15 protein-coding genes are annotated in these 16,606 nt (G+C 74.3%); 13 read left to right on the forward strand and 2 right to left on the reverse strand.

Annotation, left to right across the window (positions count from 1 at the left end):
* Nucleotides 1–6 precede the first annotated feature (6 nt).
* Genes ACGF4C_RS05405 through cobC form a run of 7 tightly spaced genes read left to right on the forward strand, consistent with a single transcriptional unit; the run spans nt 7 to nt 7,412 of the window.
* Nucleotides 7–2,151 carry a putative cobaltochelatase gene (locus ACGF4C_RS05405; protein ID WP_393563490.1) on the forward strand — a complete coding sequence of 715 codons (2,145 nt, stop codon included), beginning with the start codon at nt 7–9 and terminating at the stop codon, nt 2,149–2,151.
* On the forward strand, nt 2,151–2,750 hold the full coding sequence (cobO, locus tag ACGF4C_RS05410) for a cob(I)yrinic acid a,c-diamide adenosyltransferase (protein WP_030411724.1): 600 nt from the start codon (nt 2,151–2,153) through the stop codon (nt 2,748–2,750). The genes ACGF4C_RS05405 and cobO overlap by 1 nt, the downstream gene beginning before the upstream one ends.
* A gap of 16 nt (nt 2,751–2,766) precedes the next feature.
* Entirely contained in the window at nt 2,767–4,152 is a 1,386-nt protein-coding gene (locus tag ACGF4C_RS05415; RefSeq protein ID WP_393563491.1) for a cobyrinate a,c-diamide synthase, read from the forward strand.
* Nucleotides 4,149–4,817: a VOC family protein gene (locus tag ACGF4C_RS05420; RefSeq protein WP_393563492.1), complete on the forward strand. Its 669-nt coding sequence runs from the start codon at nt 4,149–4,151 to the stop codon at nt 4,815–4,817. The genes ACGF4C_RS05415 and ACGF4C_RS05420 overlap by 4 nt, the downstream gene beginning before the upstream one ends.
* Entirely contained in the window at nt 4,814–5,407 is a 594-nt protein-coding gene (locus tag ACGF4C_RS05425) for a cobalamin biosynthesis protein (protein ID WP_393563494.1), read from the forward strand. Before ACGF4C_RS05420 ends, ACGF4C_RS05425 begins: the two co-directional genes overlap by 4 nt.
* Nucleotides 5,404–6,285 (forward strand): sirohydrochlorin chelatase, encoded by an 882-nt coding sequence (locus ACGF4C_RS05430; protein ID WP_393563496.1) that lies wholly within the window; start codon nt 5,404–5,406, stop codon nt 6,283–6,285. The genes ACGF4C_RS05425 and ACGF4C_RS05430 overlap by 4 nt, the downstream gene beginning before the upstream one ends.
* 2 nt (nt 6,286–6,287) lie before the next feature.
* Nucleotides 6,288–7,412 (forward strand): Rv2231c family pyridoxal phosphate-dependent protein CobC, encoded by a 1,125-nt coding sequence (gene cobC / locus ACGF4C_RS05435; RefSeq protein ID WP_393563498.1) that lies wholly within the window; start codon nt 6,288–6,290, stop codon nt 7,410–7,412.
* Nucleotides 7,413–7,589: 177 nt separating this feature from the next.
* On the opposite strand, the gene ACGF4C_RS05440 is transcribed toward cobC, so the two are convergent.
* A complete protein-coding gene (locus ACGF4C_RS05440) occupies nt 7,590–8,618 on the reverse strand; it encodes an SCO1860 family LAETG-anchored protein (protein WP_393563499.1) in 1,029 nt (342 codons plus the stop codon).
* A 359-nt stretch (nt 8,619–8,977) separates the two neighbouring features.
* On the opposite strand from ACGF4C_RS05440, the gene ACGF4C_RS05445 reads away from it, so the two are divergent.
* The gene (locus ACGF4C_RS05445) at nt 8,978–10,117 is read left to right on the forward strand and encodes a GDSL-type esterase/lipase family protein (protein WP_393563922.1); all 1,140 of its coding nucleotides are present in this window, start codon (nt 8,978–8,980) and stop codon (nt 10,115–10,117) included.
* Nucleotides 10,118–10,423: 306 nt separating this feature from the next.
* Nucleotides 10,424–11,347: a bile acid:sodium symporter family protein gene (locus tag ACGF4C_RS05450; RefSeq protein ID WP_393563924.1), complete on the forward strand. Its 924-nt coding sequence runs from the start codon at nt 10,424–10,426 to the stop codon at nt 11,345–11,347.
* Between the two features lie 22 nt (nt 11,348–11,369).
* Here ACGF4C_RS05450 and ACGF4C_RS05455 read toward each other — a convergent pair whose 3' ends face one another.
* Nucleotides 11,370–12,461 carry an amidohydrolase family protein gene (locus tag ACGF4C_RS05455; RefSeq protein WP_393563926.1) on the reverse strand — a complete coding sequence of 364 codons (1,092 nt, stop codon included), beginning with the start codon at nt 12,459–12,461 and terminating at the stop codon, nt 11,370–11,372.
* Between the two features lie 576 nt (nt 12,462–13,037).
* Here ACGF4C_RS05455 and ectA point away from each other — a divergent pair.
* The 4 genes from ectA (at nt 13,038) to thpD (ending at nt 16,468) form a co-directional block, all read left to right on the forward strand.
* The gene (ectA, locus tag ACGF4C_RS05460; RefSeq protein WP_030411733.1) at nt 13,038–13,604 is read left to right on the forward strand and encodes a diaminobutyrate acetyltransferase; all 567 of its coding nucleotides are present in this window, start codon (nt 13,038–13,040) and stop codon (nt 13,602–13,604) included.
* A 126-nt stretch (nt 13,605–13,730) separates the two neighbouring features.
* Complete coding sequence (ectB, locus tag ACGF4C_RS05465; RefSeq protein ID WP_362143071.1) at nt 13,731–14,999, forward strand: diaminobutyrate--2-oxoglutarate transaminase; 1,269 nt, start codon at nt 13,731–13,733, stop codon at nt 14,997–14,999.
* Nucleotides 15,000–15,055: 56 nt separating this feature from the next.
* A complete protein-coding gene (locus ACGF4C_RS05470) occupies nt 15,056–15,472 on the forward strand; it encodes an ectoine synthase (protein WP_030799260.1) in 417 nt (138 codons plus the stop codon).
* Between the two features lie 96 nt (nt 15,473–15,568).
* A complete protein-coding gene (gene thpD / locus ACGF4C_RS05475; protein ID WP_362143074.1) occupies nt 15,569–16,468 on the forward strand; it encodes an ectoine hydroxylase in 900 nt (299 codons plus the stop codon).
* Nucleotides 16,469–16,606: the final 138 nt, after the last annotated feature.

Here is a 16,606-nt window from a genome sequence, read left to right on the forward strand (position 1 = left end):
CACAGCATGACGAGCGCGCACAACACCACCTGGCAGTACCCCTTCACCGCGGTCGTCGGCATGGACGACCTGCGGCTGGGGCTGCTGCTGAACGCGGTGAGCCCGGCGGTCGGCGGGGTGCTGGTCCGCGGCGAGAAGGGCACCGCGAAGTCCACCGCGGTGCGCGCCCTGTCGGCGCTGATGCCGGCCGTGGACGTGGTGGCCGGCTGCCGCTTCGCCTGCGCCCCCGCCGCGCCCGACCCCGGCTGTCCCGACGGGCCGCACGGGTCCGGTGCCGCGGAGAGCCGTCCGACGCGGATGGTGGAGCTGCCGGTCGGCGCCTCCGAGGACCGCCTCGTGGGCGCCCTGGACATCGAACGGGCCCTGTCGGAGGGCGTGAAGGCCTTCGAGCCGGGTCTGCTGGCGGACGCGCACCGCGGCATCCTGTACGTGGACGAGGTCAACCTGCTCCACGACCACTTGGTCGATTTGCTGCTGGACGCCGCCGCCATGGGTGCCTCCTACGTGGAGCGCGAGGGCGTCTCCGTCCGGCACGCCTCCCGTTTCCTGCTGGTCGGGACCATGAACCCCGAAGAGGGCGAGCTGCGGCCGCAGTTGCTGGACCGGTTCGGGCTGACGGTCGAGGTCGCGGCCTCCCGGGAGCCGGCGCAGCGGGTGGAGGTGGTCCGGCGGCGGCTGGCGTACGACGCCGATCCGGCCGGGTTCGTGGCGCGCTGGGCGGCCGAGGAGGACGCGCTGCGGCAACGGATCGCCGCGGCGCGGGAGTTGCTGCCGGAGGTGGTGCTGGGCGACGCGGCGCTGCGGCAGATCGCGGCGACCTGTGCGGCGTTCGAGGTGGACGGGATGCGCGCGGACATCGTGATGGCGCGGACCGCCACCGCGCTGGCCGCGTGGGCCGGGCGGACGGAGGTCCGGGAGGAGGACGTGCGGCAGGCGGCGCTGCTGGCGCTGCCGCACCGCCGGCGCCGCAACCCGTTCGACGCCCCGGGCCTCGACGAGGACAAGCTCGACCGGACGCTGGAGGAGTTCGCCGGGGAGGACGACCCGGCGGACGGCGGGGACGATCCGGAGCCGGACGGTCCGGACGGCGGGCCCGACGGGGGCGGTCCGGGCGGCGGGCTGCCGCCGCAGGAGGGCGGTCCCCAGGAGGGCGGCCCCCAGGAGGCGTCGGTGCCGCCGGGGGACGGACTGCCGCAGCAGCGTGAGCAGGAGGCCCCGCAGGCGCCCGAGTCCGTGCCCGAGGCGTCCGGGGACGAGGCCGGGGCCCGGCCGCAGCCGCCGGGCGGTGCGGCCGCGGAGAGGCCGGCGGTGGCGGCCGACGAGCCGTTCAAGGCCCGGCGGCTGGACGTGCCGGGGCTGGGCGAGGGCGCCGACGGCCGCCGCTCCCGGGCCCGTACCGCACACGGCCGGACGACCGGGGCCCGCCGTCCCCAGGGCACGCTGGGCAAGCTGCACCTGGCGGCCACGGTGCAGGCCGCGGCGCCCCACCAGAAGGCGCGCGGGCGGCACGGCACCGGGCTGCTGGTGCGCCGGGACGATCTGCGTGAGGCGGTGCGCGAGGGGCGGGAGGGCAATCTGGTCCTGTTCGTCGTGGACGCCTCGGGATCGATGGCGGCGCGCAAGCGGATGAGCGCGGTCAAGGGCGCGGTGCTCTCGCTGCTGCTCGACGCCTACCAGCGGCGCGACAAGATCGGCATGATCACGTTCCGGGGCGCCGGCGCCGAGGTCGCGCTGCCCCCGACGTCGTCGGTCGAGGCCGGTGCGGCGCGGCTCGCGTCGCTGCCCACCGGGGGCCGCACCCCGCTGGCCGAGGGGCTGCTCGCGGCGCACGACGTGCTGCGGGTGGAGCGGATGCGGGACCCCGCGCGCCGCCCGCTGCTGGTCGTCGTCACCGACGGGCGGGCCACCGGCGGCCCCGAGCCGCGCATCCGGGCCGCCCGCGCGGCGCGGCTGCTGGCCGCCGACGGCACCGCCTCGGTCGTCGTGGACTGCGAGGCCGGGCCGGTACGGCTGGGCCTGGCCGGTGAGCTGGCCCGGGACCTCGCCGGCACCGCCGTCACCCTCGACGCACTGCGCGCGGACAGCGTCTCCGCGCTCGTACGCACCGTTCAGGGCACAAGGACCGTTCACGGCAACAGGAAGGCCGCGTAATGCCGCAGGGACAACCGTCCGTCGTACCGAACGACGGGCTCACCACCCGCCAGCGCCGCAACCGGCCGCTGGTGCTGGTCCACACGGGTCTGGGCAAGGGCAAGTCGACCGCCGCCTTCGGGCTGGCGATGCGGGCCTGGAACCAGGGCTGGCCGGTCGGGGTGTTCCAGTTCGTGAAGTCGGCGAAGTGGAAGGTCGGCGAGGAGCGGGCGCTGCGGGTGCTCGGCGACTCCGGTGAGGGCGGCACGGTCGCCTGGCACAAGATGGGCGAGGGCTGGTCGTGGGTGCAGCGCGACTCGCAGTTCAGCAACGAGGAGGCGGCCCGCGAGGGCTGGGAGCAGGTCAAGCGGGACCTCGCCGCGGAGACCTACAAGCTGTACGTCCTCGACGAGTTCGCCTACCCGCTGCACTGGGGCTGGGTGGACACCGACGAGGTGGTCTCGGTGCTGCGCGACCGGCCCGGCACCCAGCACGTGGTGATCACCGGCCGGAACGCCCCGCAGGCGCTGTGCGACGTGGCCGACCTGGTCACCGACATGACGAAGGTCAAGCACCCGATGGACGCGGGCCAGAAGGGCCAGCGGGGCATCGAGTGGTGAGCAAGGTGGGTGCAGCATGAGCGGCGCGGGCGCCGTTCCCCGGCTGGTGATCGCCGCACCGTCGTCCGGGGCCGGGAAGACCACCGTGGCCACCGGTCTGATGGCGGCGTTCGCCGAGGCGGGACTCGCGGTCTCGCCGCACAAGGTGGGCCCGGACTACATCGATCCGGGCTACCACTCCCTGGCGACCGGCCGCCCGGGCCGCAACCTCGACGCGTACCTGTGCGGTCCGGACCGGGTCGCGCCGCTGTTCCTGCACGGGGCGGCGGGCGCGGACCTGGCGGTCGTCGAGGGCGTGATGGGGCTGTTCGACGGGGCGTCCGGCATGGGCGAGCTGTCATCGACGGCTCAGGTGGCGAAGCTGCTGCGGGCGCCGGTGGTGCTGGTGGTGGACGCCTCCTCGCAGTCCCGGTCGGTGGCCGCGCTGGTGCACGGCTTCGCGTCGTGGGACCCGGAGGTGCGGCTGGCCGGGGTGATCCTGAACAAGGTCGGTTCGGACCGGCACGAGGCGCTGCTGCGGGAGGCGATGGAGTCCTCCGGCGTGCCGGTGCTGGGTGCGCTGCGGCGGGACGGCCGGGCCGGTACGCCGTCCCGGCACCTGGGGCTGGTGCCGGTGGCCGAACGCCGGGCCGAGGCCCTTGCGTCGGTGCGGGAGCTGGCCGCGCGGGTGCGCGAGGGCTGCGACCTGACGGCGCTGCTGGCGCTGGCGCGGACGGTGCCGGAGCTGCCGGACGCGCCCTGGGACCCGGCGGCGGAGGTCCGGGCGGACGCGTCCGGGGACCGGCCGGTGATCGCCGTCGCGGGCGGCGCCGCGTTCACGTTCGCGTACGCCGAGCACGCCGAGCTGCTGACCGCGGCGGGCGCCGAGGTGGTGCCGTTCGATCCGCTGCGGGACGAGCAACTGCCGCCCGGTACGCGCGGGTTGGTGATCGGCGGCGGCTTCCCGGAGGTGTACGCGCCGGACCTGTCGGCGAACGCACCGCTGCGCGCCGCGGTGGCCCGTCTGGCCGCCTCGGGGGCGCCGGTGTCGGCCGAGTGCGCCGGGCTGCTGTACCTGTCCCGGGCGATCGACGGGAAGCCGATGTGCGGGGTGCTGCCCGCCGAGGCCCGGATGACCGAACGCCTCACGCTGGGCTACCGGGAGGCGGTGGCGCTGGCGGACAACGCGCTGGCCGCGGCCGGGACCCGGGTGCGCGGTCACGAGTTCCACCGCACGGTGCTGGAGCCGGGTGCGGGCTCCCGGCCGGCCTGGGGGCTGACGCACCCGGAGCGGCGGGTGGAGGGCTTCGTGACCGGCGGGGTGCACGCCTCGTACCTGCATGTGCACTGGGCGGCGGAACCGTCGCTGGCGGCGCGGCTGGTGGCGGGCGCGGCGCGCCGGGCACCGGTGGCCGCACCATGACCGGCGGGTCGGGTACGGACGGGCCGCCGGCCGTCCTCGACCACCTCGTCCTCGCCACCCCCGATCTCGCGGCGACCGTCGCCGAGGTGGCCGCACTGACCGGCGTACGGCCGGTGCCGGGCGGCAGCCATCCGGGCCGCGGGACCCGCAACCATCTGCTGGGGCTGGGCGGCGGGGCGTACCTGGAGATCATCGGGCCCGATCCGGAGCAGCCCGCGCCCGACGGGCCGCGGTGGTTCGGCATCGACGCGCTGACCGGGCCGCGGCTGGTCACCTGGGCGGTCCGGGTCACCGGGATCGCGGCCCGGGTGGCCGCGGCACGGGCGCGCGGCCACGACCCGGGCGACGCGGTGGCGATGTCCCGCCGGACACCGGACGGCGGCCGGCTCGCCTGGCAGTTGACGCCGCCGGGGGCCGGCGGCGCTCTGGCGCCGTTCCTGCTGGACTGGGGCAGCACCCCGCATCCGTCCGCCGGGCTCCCGGTGGTGCCGCTGGTCGCGCTGCGGGCGGTGCATCCCGACCCGGCGGCGGCCCGGGCCGAGTGGGCGGCGCTCGGCGTCCGTTGGCCGGGGGAACTCTCCGCCGGGCCGGTCGTGCAGCTGACCGCGGTCGTGGAAGGGCGGTACGGCCGGGTGGAGTTCGGGCCGGGAGCCGGCGCGGTATGAGCCGCCGGACGGCCGGTGTGCGGGGCGGGCGGGCGGCCCTGGTGGTGGGCGTGGGGGCGCGCCGCGGGGTGCCGGCGTCCGAGGTCCTGGAGCTGATCGCGGCGGCCCGCACCGCGGCGGGGTGTGCCGGGGATCCGGTGCTGGCGCTGGCGACGGTGGCGGCGAGGGCGGACGAGCCCGGACTGACGGCGGCGGCGCGGCGGCTGGGGGTGCCGTTGCGGTCGTTCCCGGCGGCGGCGCTGGCGGCCGTGCCGGTGCCGGATCCGTCCGCGGTGGTGGCGGCCGCCGCGGGGACGGCGAGCGTGGCCGAGGCGGCCGCGCTGCTGGCCGCCGGGCCGGGTGCCGAACTGCTCGCCGGCAAGCGGAAGTCGCCGGCGGGCCGGGCGACCTGTGCGCTCGCGCTGGCGGCAGTAACGCCGCACGGTGCCCTTACCGCTGGTAGGGAGGGAGCGGCCGCCGCCCCCTCGCCCGGTGCCGATATCGTCATGACCTCCCCCGACCCACCCCACCGTGGCACCGAGCGGCGGCGGCCGGTCATCGACGACAAGGCGCCCGACGGCGAAGACACCGGTAGCAAGGAGACCCCGTGACCACCCCTCCCGCACTGCTCATCGCCGGTCACGGCGCCCGTGACGACGGCGCGGCCGAGGCCCTGCGCGCGCTGGTGCGCGCGGTCGGCGAGCGGCACCCCGAGGTCCCGGTCGCCGGCGGGTTCTTCGGCGCCCCGGGTTCGCCGGTGCCGCTGGCCGACGCCGTGGACGCGCTGGCCGGGCGGGGGGTGACCGAACTCGTCGCGGTACCGCTGCTGCTGGCGCCGACCGGTGCGGGGACCGAGACCCTGGCCGCGGCGCTGGAGCGCGCGGCCGCCGGGCACCCGGGCCTGCGCCCGGTCTGCGCCGCGGCGCCCGGTCCGGACCCGCGGCTGCTGGACGTGCTGGAGCGGCGGCTGGAGGAGGCGCTGGGCGCCGGCGCCCGTACCCCGCAGGACCGGGCCCGGACCACGGTGCTGCTGGTGGGGCGCGGGGCGAGCGATCCGCAGGCCAACGCCGAGGTGGCGCGGGCCGCCCGGCTGCTCTGGGAGGGCCGCGGATTCGCGGGCGTGGAGACCGCGTTCGTCGGGCAGACCGCGCCGGACGTACCGGCCGGGCTGGACCGCTGCCGGGCGCTGGCCGGGCCGGTCCCGGGCGCGGCCGGTCCGGCCCGGGTCGTGGTCCTGCCGTACGCCTTCTTCGCCGACGGTCCGGTGGAGCGGGCGTGGATGCAGACCGAGGGCTGGGCCGCGGCGCACCCGGACATCGAGGTGTTCGGTGCCCAGGTGCTCGGCACCGGGCCCGAGGTGGCCGAGGTGGTCATGGCGCGCTACCGCGCGGCGGTGGCCGGCGGCGCGCTGCCGGCCGGCGACCGGGCGGCGGACGACGGGGACCCGTACGGCCCGCAGCGGGTGGCGGCGGGCGCCGGGGAGCGGTGAGCATGCCGGCGCCCACCGATGCGGTCCGGCGGCACGGCTCCGGCCCCGCCGCGCCCGCTCCCGCCCCGGACGGCCCCTCCCCCGCCGCGCCGGACGAGCCCGATCTGCGGCACCACGGCGATGCCGAAGTGCGGGGTGACGGCGGCGCGTTGACGGATCTGGCGGTCAACGTCCGGGCCGGCACTCCCCCGGCGTGGCTCAAGGCGCGCCTCACCGCGTCGCTGGACTCGCTGGCCGCCTATCCGGACGGCCGGGCGGCGCGCCGGGCGGTGGCCGGGCGGCACGGGCTGCCCGTGGAGCGGGTGCTGCTGACGTCCGGCGCGGCGGAGGCGTTCGTGCTGCTGGCGCGGACCGTGCGGGCCCGCCGACCGGTGGTGGTGCACCCGCAGTTCACCGAACCGGAGGCGGCGCTGCGGGACGCCGGGCACACCGTGGAGCGGGTGGTCCTCTCCGAACGGGACGGATTCCGGCTGGATCCGGACGCGGTGCCGGAGGACGCCGATCTGGTCGTGGTCGGCAACCCCACCAATCCCACCTCGGTGCTGCACCCGGCGGCAGCGCTGGCCCACCTGGCGCGGCCCGGGCGGACGCTGGTGGTGGACGAGGCGTTCATGGACGCGGTGCCCGGTGAGCGGGAGTCGCTGGCCGGGCGCACGGATCTGCCGGGGCTGGTGGTGCTGCGCTCGCTGACCAAGACGTGGGGGCTGGCGGGGCTGCGGATCGGCTACGTCCTGGCCGGTCCCGGGACGGTGGCGGACCTGGCGCGGGCCCAGCCGCTGTGGCCGGTGTCCGGTCCGGCGCTGGCCGCCGCGGAGGCGTGCAGTGCGCCGGCGGCGCTGGCGGAGGCCGCCGCGGCGGCCGAGGAGATCGCCCGGGACCGGGCCCATCTGCTGGCCCGGCTGGGCGAGTTCGGGGAGGTCCGGGTGGCCGGGCCGGCGGCGGGGCCGTTCGTCCTGCTGCGGCTGCCGGGCGCGGCCGGGGTGCGGGAGGGCCTGCGGGCGCGGGGTTTCGCGGTCCGCCGCGGGGACACCTTCCCGGGCCTGGGGCCCGACTGGCTGCGGCTGGCGGTACGGGACCGGGCCACCACCGACCGGTTCGTGACGGCGCTGGCCGGGGTGCTGGGCTAGCCGGGCCGGCGGGCCGGGGTGCGGGCCCGCCGGGTCCCGTCGCACCACGCTTCGCTTCCGACGGGCCCCGGCGGGGGTGGGGTGTGCCGGACGGGCCGCCTCCGGTCCGTCCGGCACACCCCGGGCCGTACCCCGCGGCCGATGCCCCCACAGCACCGGCACGGGGGTACGGAGCCGTCAGCCGCCCTGCGGGGCGGCGGCGCGGCGCCGGCGGGTGAGGACCAGGGCCCCGGCGCCGGCCGCGACCAGCAGCCCGGCACCGCCGGCGAGGTACGGGGTGGCCGAACTGCCGCCGGTCTCGGCGAGGTCGGGGCCGGTCCTGCCGGCACCGGACCGGCTGACCTCGGTGCCGCCGCCGGCCGGCTTGTCGCCCCCGCCGCCGTTGGTGCCACCGCCGTTGGTGCCGCCGCCGCCCGTGCTGCCTCCGGTCGTGCCGCCGGAACCGCCGTGTGCGGGCGGGGTGGTGGCGTCCGGGGCGGTGCAGCCGGCGTGGGCGAGGGTGACCCGGCCGTGCACCTCGGCGACGTTGAGCTTGAGCGGGTTGACCGAGACGTTCAGCTGGAGCGCGGTGGCCGCGGCGGTCTTCCCGGTGACGCTCTTGCGCGACAGATCCAGCCGTACGTCGCCCACGCCCGGCACCTTGACGTCCGTGGTGCCACCCGCGGTGAGCGTGACCTGCTTGCCGAGGACGCGGACGGGGCCGAGGACGTTGGCCTCGACCCGGGGCCGGTGGCCCGCCTCGCACACCGCCTTGGCGGTGACCTGCTGGACCTCGATCAGGGACAGCAGCGGCAGACCGGGCAGCCGCACCTTGGCATGCAGCAGGTTGGCGTAACCCTCGGCCTTGCGGTGGCCGGTGGTGGCGCGGGCGGTGGCGGCGTCGGCGCGCAGCACGGTGAACGGGCGGCCCCGGTCGATGCCGTCGAGCCGCACGGTGAGCGCGGTCTTGCCGGCCGAGGCGGGCGCGTGCACCTCGTTCAGCACGGCGTTCAGCGGGACGTCGACCGTCTTGTCGAGCAGGCCGACGTTCAGGCCGGTGCGCAGGACGACCGCGTCGGCCTTGCCCCGGGCCGGGCCGTGCCCTCCGGTGGCGTGCGCCGGCGCGGCGCCGAGCAGCACGGCGGGACCTGCCGTGAGCGCGGTGGCGACGACGGCCGCGGCGAGGCGCCGGGGCGCACCGGAGGAGTGGGTGGGACTGGTGGACACGTGTGTGGAACCCCCACAAGAGAAATGGAGTCGCCGGCCGCGCCAATGGGGGACATCACGCGGGCCGGCGACATCGACCCGCACATCGTGTCCGTACCGAGGGTGAACGGGCAGCCACGTGAGGTCAGTTCATCCCAAAGGGTGGTTTCCGTGCGCGGGTTCGATTCCTGCGGCACCCCGCATCTCCCCCGTCACAGCCACACCACCGTTCCGTGCCAGGGAAGGATGACGAGCGGCCCGCTCGTGCCAACGAAGTGTGAGTGGCGATGAGTGCTCGTGTGTCAGGGTGGCGGTGGGATAACTCGCGGGTGCGTACACGCATCCGGATCTGAGGGCGTTGGGGAGCGGCGACGGTGGCGATGCGGGAATTCCCGCTGGTGGGCGGGCCGGTGGAGTTACGGGGTGCGCTGGACTTGGAGCGGACGCAGCTGGGGGTCATGCCTCGCCGGTTGCCCGCGTGGACCAAGGAGCAGTACCAGGACCCGTCGGTCTACGGGGGGACGGTGATGCCTTCAGGGGTGCGGCTTGTGTTCCGCACCGATGCGCGTGAGCTGGAGTTCGAGGTACTCACCTCCACAGGGCAGCTCGACACGGACCCCCAGCCTCGCCCGACCGGGATGCTGGAACTGCTGGTGGACGGTGCCCACGCCGGGCGCCGTCAAGCGCCGATGGGCAATGTGGTGCGGATGGCGGGCCCCCGGGCCGCGCAGCGACTGGTCCCGGGGGAGCCGGGGACCGTACGGTTCGACGGGCTGCCGACCGGCATGAAGGACGTCGAGCTGTGGCTGCCGCAGCAGACGCCCACGGAACTGGTGGCGCTACGTGCCGACGGCGAGGTGCTGGCACCGCTGCCGGACGGTCGGCGCCGCTGGGTGCACCACGGCAGTTCCATCAGCCACTGCCTCGAAGCCGACGGCCCGACCGGCACCTGGCCGGTGGTGGCGGCTTCGCTCGGGGGAGTGGAAGTGATCAACCTCAGCCAGCCGGGCAACGACATGCTGGACCCGTATGTCGCCCGGACGATCCGCGATATGCCCGCCGACCTGATCAGCCTCAAGGTGGGCATCAACATCGTGGCCCTGGCCACCTTCCGGCTGCGGACGTTCGGTCCGGCGGTGCACGGATTCCTCGACACGATCCGGGACGGACACCCGGACACCCCGTTGCTGCTGATGTCCCCGGTGAGTTGTCCGGCACTCGACGCGACTCCCGGCCCGACCGCGATGGGCCCGGACGGGAGAATCACAGCCCTGGGCGACCCGGCCGACGTGGTCCGTGGGGCGTTGTCGCTGAAGGTGGTCCGCGAGGAACTGGCCCGAATCGTGGCGGTCCGACGAGCGCACGATGCCCACCTGCACCATGTCGACGGTCGCGCACTGCTGGGCCCGGACGAGGTGGACGACCTTGCCGACGGCCTGCACCCTTCCGCCGCCGCATACCGCAGGATGGGCAAACGCTTCGCCGTGCACGCCTTCGCCGACGACGGCCCGTTCCGCTGATGGTCAAGGCCTTCACCTGCACCAGGTGAGGTAGCGCTCCCCTTCCCTTCGCCACGCGCGCGCACCGCAGCAGAAGCTTCGATGGCGCACACTCGACGTTCGCTGTCACAGGACACCCGCCTCTCGGGCGATGCCCGTTGACCGGTCCCGTCCGGTCCCGGCCCGGATCCGGGCCCGCGTCCAGGATCCGGAACTTGTTGTCCTGTACACGAAGACCCCGGATAGGGTGCCGCCGTGTCGATCGAGCAGAACAACCAACAGCCGGACGCACAGCGGGAACGGCCGGCCGCGGCCCCGCCGGGCGAGCTGCCCGCCTCCGACCGGGCGGCCCGCCGGGCGGTCACGGTCTTCCCGCTGCTGGTGATCGCCGCGGGGGCGGTCGGGCTGCTGTGGCCGGTGCACTTCACCGGCTGGGCGCCCGCGGTGCCGTGGCTGCTCGGCGTGGTGATGTTCACGATGGGGCTGACGCTGACCCCGCCGGACTTCACGGCGGTCGCCCGGCGGCCCTGGGCGGTGGGGCTGGGCCTGGTCGCCCACTACGTGATCATGCCGGGGCTCGGCTGGCTGATCGCGACCGGGCTGGACCTGCCGCCGCAGCTCGCGGCCGGGGTGATCCTGGTCGGCTGCGCGCCCAGCGGGACCGCGTCCAACGTCGTGACGTTCCTGGCGCGCGGCGATGTCGCGCTGTCCGTGTCGGTGGCGACGGTCTCGACGGTGCTCGCGCCGCTGATCACGCCGGCGCTGACGCTGCTGCTCGCCGGGCAGTTCCTGGCCGTGGACGCCGGGGGCATGGTGACCGACATCCTGAAGACGGTGCTGCTCCCGGTCGTGGCGGGCCTGCTGGTCCGGCTGGTCGCCGGCCGGTTCGTGGACCGGCTGCTGCGGGCCCTGCCCTGGCTGTCCGCGGCGACCGTGGCGGTGATCGTCCTGGTCGTGGTCGCCGGCAGCGCGCCGGCGATCAAGGAGGCGGCGGTGCCGGTGCTGCTGGCAGTGGTGCTGCACAACGGCCTCGGGCTGGCGCTGGGGCACGCCGCGGGCCGCCTGGCCCGGCTGGGCGGGCCGGCGAGCCGGGCGATGGCCTTCGAGGTCGGCATGCAGAACTCCGGTCTGGCCGCCTCGCTGGCCACCGCCCACTTCAGCCCGGCCGCGGCGCTGCCCGCCGCGGTCTTCTCGGTGTGGCACAACGTCTCGGGCGCGGTGGTGGCGGCCTGGATGGCCCGCCGGAAGTGAGCGCCCGCCCCGAGACAGCGTCTCAGCCCACGATATGGCCGCGCAGCACCACCCGGCGCGGGGCCGCCAGGACCCGGACGTCCTCGCGCGGATCGCTCTCGTAGACCACCAGGTCCGCCGGGGCGCCCTCGGTGAGGCCCGGGCGGCCGAGCCACTCGCGGGCGCCCCAGGTGGTGGCCGAGAGCGCGGCCCGGGCGGGCAGCCCGGCCCGGGTCAGCTCGACGACCTCGTCGGCGACCAGGCCGTGCGCCAGCGAGCCGCCCGCGTCGGTGCCGGCGAAGACGGGCACCCCGGCGTCGTAGGCGGCCCGGACGGTGTCGTAGCGGCGGTCGTGCAGCCGGCGCATGTGGTCCGCCCAGCGCGGGAACTTCCCGGCGCCGGCGTCCGCCAGGCGCGGGAAGGTGGCGATGTTGACGAGGGTGGGGACGATGGCGACCCCGCGCTCGGCGAACAGCGGGATGGTCTCCTCGGTGAGCCCGGTGGCGTGCTCGATGCAGTCGATGCCGGCCTCGACGAGCGGGGCGAGGGTCTCCTCGGCGAAGCAGTGCGCGGTCACCCGGGCGCCCAGGCGGTGCGCCTCCGCGATGGCCGCCTCGACCGCGCCCTTGGGCCAGCAGGCCCCCAGGTCGCCCGTGGAGCGGTCGATCCAGTCGCCGACGAGCTTGACCCAGCCGTCGCCGCGGCGGGCCTCCTGGGCGACGTAGGCGACCAGGTCCTCGGGTTCGATCTCATGGGCGTAGTTGCGGATGTACCGCTTGGTGCGGGCGATGTGCCGGCCGGCCCGGATGATCTTCGGCAGGTCCGCACGGTCGTCGACCCAGCGGGTGTCGGAGGGTGATCCGGCGTCCCGGATCAGCAGGGTGCCGGCGTCACGGTCGGTGAGCGCCTGCTTCTCGCTGGTGGGGGCGTCCACCGGGCCGTGCGCGTCCAGGCCCACATGGCAGTGCGCGTCGACCAGGCCGGGCAGCGCCCATCCCTGCACGGTGGTGGCATCGCGTGCCAGGGCCGGCCGGTCGTAGGTCACCCGCCCGCCGACCACCCACAGCTCGTCGCGCACGTCGTCCGGTCCGACGAGGACCCTCCCCTTGAGGTGCAGCACCGCACCTTCACTCATGGACGTCATACCGGCACTCTAGGCGGCGCCGAGGGGCCTGCCGGAGACGGCGGTCACAGCGGCTGCCGGGCGGCCGGGGACGGCAGGCCGACGGGCGGGTGACGGCGGCGGGGACGGCTCGGTGGAACGACTGCCCGGGGGCGCCGACGCTGTGTAGGCGTTTATTGCCGCAATGTTTCCGGAAAAGCCCCGCAGGCGTTCTCGCCGTATGTTCTTGCGGTGCTTCTCATGGATGTGTCCCACAGCTTTTTCCGGGCCTTGCGCCAGGGTCTCCGGTGGCGAATTCCCAATTTCTCCGAGTACAGCTTCCCGTCTTCTTCTGCCCGCTTTTCCGCAGCTCAAACGCCAAGATTCCGCTAGCCTCGAAGCCCGTAATTCGGACGGATCTCGCGGGCGTTACGGAGCTGTGACCGACCACACAGCACGTCCGTTTCGCCCCGTACTTCCCGGTCAAATCGGGGCAACTCGACTCGACGTCGCGCGCCCGGGCGCCCCCGCGCGATAACACATCGGGCGGCCCGACGTAACCCCTCCCCGCGATGCAATTTCCTTTTTCCCTGGGTAAATTTAATTTCCATGACCGCCGCACAAGCAGACCATGCAGGTGCCCGTAGCGATATCGGAGAATTTCCGGAGGGCTTCAAGCTCGACACCCCCCGAGTGGAGGACGGAGCCGCGATCTGGCGCATCGCCCGCGACTCCAAGGCGCTGGACCTGAACTCCTCGTACAGCTACCTCCTGTGGTGTCGGGACTTCGCCGCCACCTCCGTCGTCGCCCGCGACGCGGAGGGCGAGCCGGCCGCCTTCCTGACCGGCTACATCCGTCCCGAGCGCCCCGAGACCCTCGTCGTCTGGCAGGTCGCCGTCGACGCGGCGCACCGGGGCCGGGGGCTGGCGGCCGCCCTCCTGGACGGGGTGACCACCCGTGCCCGGGAAGAGCTGGGCATCCGTTTCGTCGAGACCACCATCACCCCCGACAACGCCGCCTCCAACCGGCTGTTCGCGTCCTTCGGCGAGCGGCACTCCGTGCCGGTCCAGCGCGAGGTGCTCTTCGACGCGGGGCTGTTCCCCGAGCAGGGCCACGAGCCGGAGGTGCTGCACCTCATCGGCCCGTTCGAGCCCCCGGCCAGGCCCGCGCCCTAGTCCCAGGGCCGTGCGGCACCGTCGCCGCGACGGCCGTGCGGCACCGGCACCCCCTCGACCCGCCGGCGCCGCCCCGCCCCCCAAAGACTTCTTCCGCCTCTCGCACTCATCTCCCAGGAGCATGCTGTGACCATCACCCAGCCCGATCTGAGCGTCTTCGAGACCGTGGAGTCGGAGGTGCGCAGCTACTGCCGTGGCTGGCCCACCGTCTTCGACCGCGCGCAGGGCAGCCGCATCACCGACGAGGACGGCCACACCTACCTCGACTTCTTCGCCGGCGCCGGGTCGCTCAACTACGGGCACAACAACCCGGTCCTCAAACGCGCCCTGATCGACTACATCGACCGGGACGGCATCACCCACGGCCTGGACATGTCCACCACGGCCAAGCGGGCGTTCCTGGAGTCGTTCCAGAACATCATCCTGCGGCCGCGCGACCTGCCCTACAAGGTCATGTTCCCGGGCCCGACGGGCGCCAACTCGGTCGAGGCCGCGCTGAAGCTGGCCCGTAAGGTCAAGGGCCGCGAGTCGATCGTGTCCTTCACCAACGCCTTCCACGGCATGTCGCTGGGCGCCCTCGCGGTCACCGGCAACTCCATGAAGCGGGCCGGCGCCGGCATCCCGCTGGTGCACGGCACCCCGATGCCGTTCGACAACTACCTCGACGGCCAGACCCCGGACTTCCTGTGGTTCGAGCGGCTGCTGGAGGACCAGGGCTCCGGCCTGAACAAGCCCGCCGCCGTGATCGTGGAGACCGTGCAGGGCGAGGGCGGCATCAACGTCGCCCGCACCGAGTGGCTGCGCGCCCTGGCCGCCCTGTGCGAGCGCCAGGACATGCTGCTGATCGTCGACGACATCCAGATGGGCTGCGGCCGTACGGGTGCCTTCTTCTCCTTCGAGGAGGCGGGCATCGTGCCGGACATCGTCACCGTCTCGAAGTCCATCAGCGGCTACGGCCTGCCGCTCGCGCTCACCCTGTTCAAGCCGGAGCTGGACATCTGGGAGCCGGGCGAGCACAACGGCACCTTCCGCGGCAACAACCCGGCCTTCGTCACGGCCGCCGCGGCGCTCGACACCTACTGGGCCGACGGGCAGATGGAGAAGCAGACCCTGGCCCGCGGTGAGATCGTCGAAGCGCACCTGAAGGCGATCGTCGAGGAGAACCCGGGCGCCTTCGCCGAGTACCGCGGCCGCGGTCTGGTGTGGGGCCTGGAGTGCACCGACAAGCCGCTCGCCGGAAAGATCGCCAAGCGCGCCTTCGAGCTGGGCCTGCTGATCGAGACCTCCGGCCCGGAGAGCGAGGTCGTCAAGCTGCTGCCGGCCCTGACCACCACCCCCGAGGAACTGGACGAGGGTCTGCGCATCCTCGGCCGCGCGGTCCGCGACTGCGCCTGACCGCGCCGTACCGGACCGCACCGCACCACCGTCACGACAGAAAGGCAGCCCGCACCGTGATCGTCCGCTCCTTCAAGGACATCGAAGGCACCGACCGCCACGTCAAATCCAAGTCCGGCACCTGGGAGAGCAAGCGCATCGTGCTCGCCAAGGAGCGGGTCGGGTTCTCGCTGCACGAGACCGTCCTGTACGCCGGCACCGAGACGTCGATGTGGTACGCCAACCACATCGAGGCCGTCGTCTGCGTCGAGGGCGAGGCCGAGCTGACCAACGACGAGACCGGCGAGAAGCACCTCATCACGCCCGGCGTGATGTACCTGCTCGACGGGCATGAGAAGCACACCATGCGGATCAAGCAGGACTTCCGCTGCCTGTGCGTCTTCAACCCGCCGGTCACCGGCCGCGAGGACCACGACGAGAACGGGGTCTACCCGCTTCTCACCGAACCGGACAGCGAGCCCGAGACGGTCTGAGGCGACCTGCCGCCTGCCCCGTCCGGCAGAGCAAGGAAGGTACGCAACGCGCGCCCGTATGCCAGATTCCGTACGAGAGGAGAGGAAGGCAACACCATGACCACCGCACCCGAGCGCACCGCCGACCTGTACCCGACCCGCGGCACCTTTGAGGTGATCACTCCGCGGAAGGACCCGGTGGTGTGGTCGCAGCCCGGAGCGGCCGGCCCGTTCGCGCCGTCCGAGCTGAGCGACTTCGAACGCGACGGCTTCTTCGCCATCGGGGAACTGCTCACCGCGGAGGAAGTCGCGGTGTACCGCGCCGAACTGGACCGGCTGGTGCTCGACCCGGCGATGCGCGCCGACCCGCGCTCCATCGTCGAGCCGAAGTCGCAGAGCGTCCGGTCGGTGTTCGAGGTGCACAAGATCAGCGAGGTGTTCGCCAAGCTGGTCGCCGACCCGCGTGTGGTCGGCCGTGCCCGTCAGATCCTCGGCTCGGACGTCTACGTCCACCAGTCGCGGATCAACGTGAAGCCCGGCTTCGGTGCCTCCGGCTTCTACTGGCACTCGGACTTCGAGACCTGGCACGCCGAGGACGGGCTGCCGAACATGCGCACCGTGTCGGTCTCGATCGCGCTGACGGAGAACTACGACACCAACGGCGGCCTGATGATCATGCCCGGTTCGCACCAGTACTTCGTGGGGTGCGAGGGCGAGACGCCGAAGGACAACTACAAGCGGTCCCTGCAGATGCAGGACGCGGGTATCCCTTCGGACGAGGTCCTGACCAAGATGGCGGACCAGCACAGCATCCGCCTCTTCACCGGCAAGGCCGGCTCGGCGACGTGGTTCGACTGCAATGCCATGCACGGCTCCGGCGACAACATCACGCCGTACCCGCGCAGCAACGTCTTCATCGTCTTCAACAGCGTGGAGAACACGGCCGTGGAGCCCTTCGCGGCCCCGGTCCGGCGCCCGGACTACATCGGGGCGCGGGACTTCACCCCGGTGAAGTAGCCGTACGAGGCGGACGGACGGAAGTACCGGTGGCGGGGGCGCCCCCCCCCCCCCCCTGGACGCGCGCCCCGCCCCCCGGCGGGGTGGAGGGCGACCGGCCCCCGCGGGGGGTGATCGAGGAGGGGGGCGCCCGACACA

This window comes from Streptomyces sp. NPDC048197 (genome assembly GCF_043202395.1).
Taxonomy (GTDB): Bacteria; Actinomycetota; Actinomycetes; order Streptomycetales; family Streptomycetaceae; genus Streptomyces; species Streptomyces siderophoricus.

Excerpts from the sequence above, each read along its gene's own strand:
- ACGF4C_RS05405 (WP_393563490.1), top strand. The coding sequence starts at position 7 with ATGACGAGCGCGCACAACACCACCTGGCAGTACCCCTTCACCGCGGTC.
- cobO (WP_030411724.1), top strand. The coding sequence starts at position 2,151 with ATGCCGCAGGGACAACCGTCCGTCGTACCGAACGACGGGCTCACCACC.
- ACGF4C_RS05415 (WP_393563491.1), top strand. The coding sequence starts at position 2,767 with ATGAGCGGCGCGGGCGCCGTTCCCCGGCTGGTGATCGCCGCACCGTCG.
- ACGF4C_RS05420 (WP_393563492.1), top strand. The coding sequence starts at position 4,149 with ATGACCGGCGGGTCGGGTACGGACGGGCCGCCGGCCGTCCTCGACCAC.
- ACGF4C_RS05425 (WP_393563494.1), top strand. The coding sequence starts at position 4,814 with ATGAGCCGCCGGACGGCCGGTGTGCGGGGCGGGCGGGCGGCCCTGGTG.
- cobC (WP_393563498.1), top strand. The coding sequence starts at position 6,288 with ATGCCGGCGCCCACCGATGCGGTCCGGCGGCACGGCTCCGGCCCCGCC.
- ACGF4C_RS05445 (WP_393563922.1), top strand. The coding sequence starts at position 8,978 with ATGCGGGAATTCCCGCTGGTGGGCGGGCCGGTGGAGTTACGGGGTGCG.
- ACGF4C_RS05455 (WP_393563926.1), bottom strand. The coding sequence starts at position 12,461 with ATGAGTGAAGGTGCGGTGCTGCACCTCAAGGGGAGGGTCCTCGTCGGA.
- ectA (WP_030411733.1), top strand. The coding sequence starts at position 13,038 with ATGACCGCCGCACAAGCAGACCATGCAGGTGCCCGTAGCGATATCGGA.
- thpD (WP_362143074.1), top strand. The coding sequence starts at position 15,569 with ATGACCACCGCACCCGAGCGCACCGCCGACCTGTACCCGACCCGCGGC.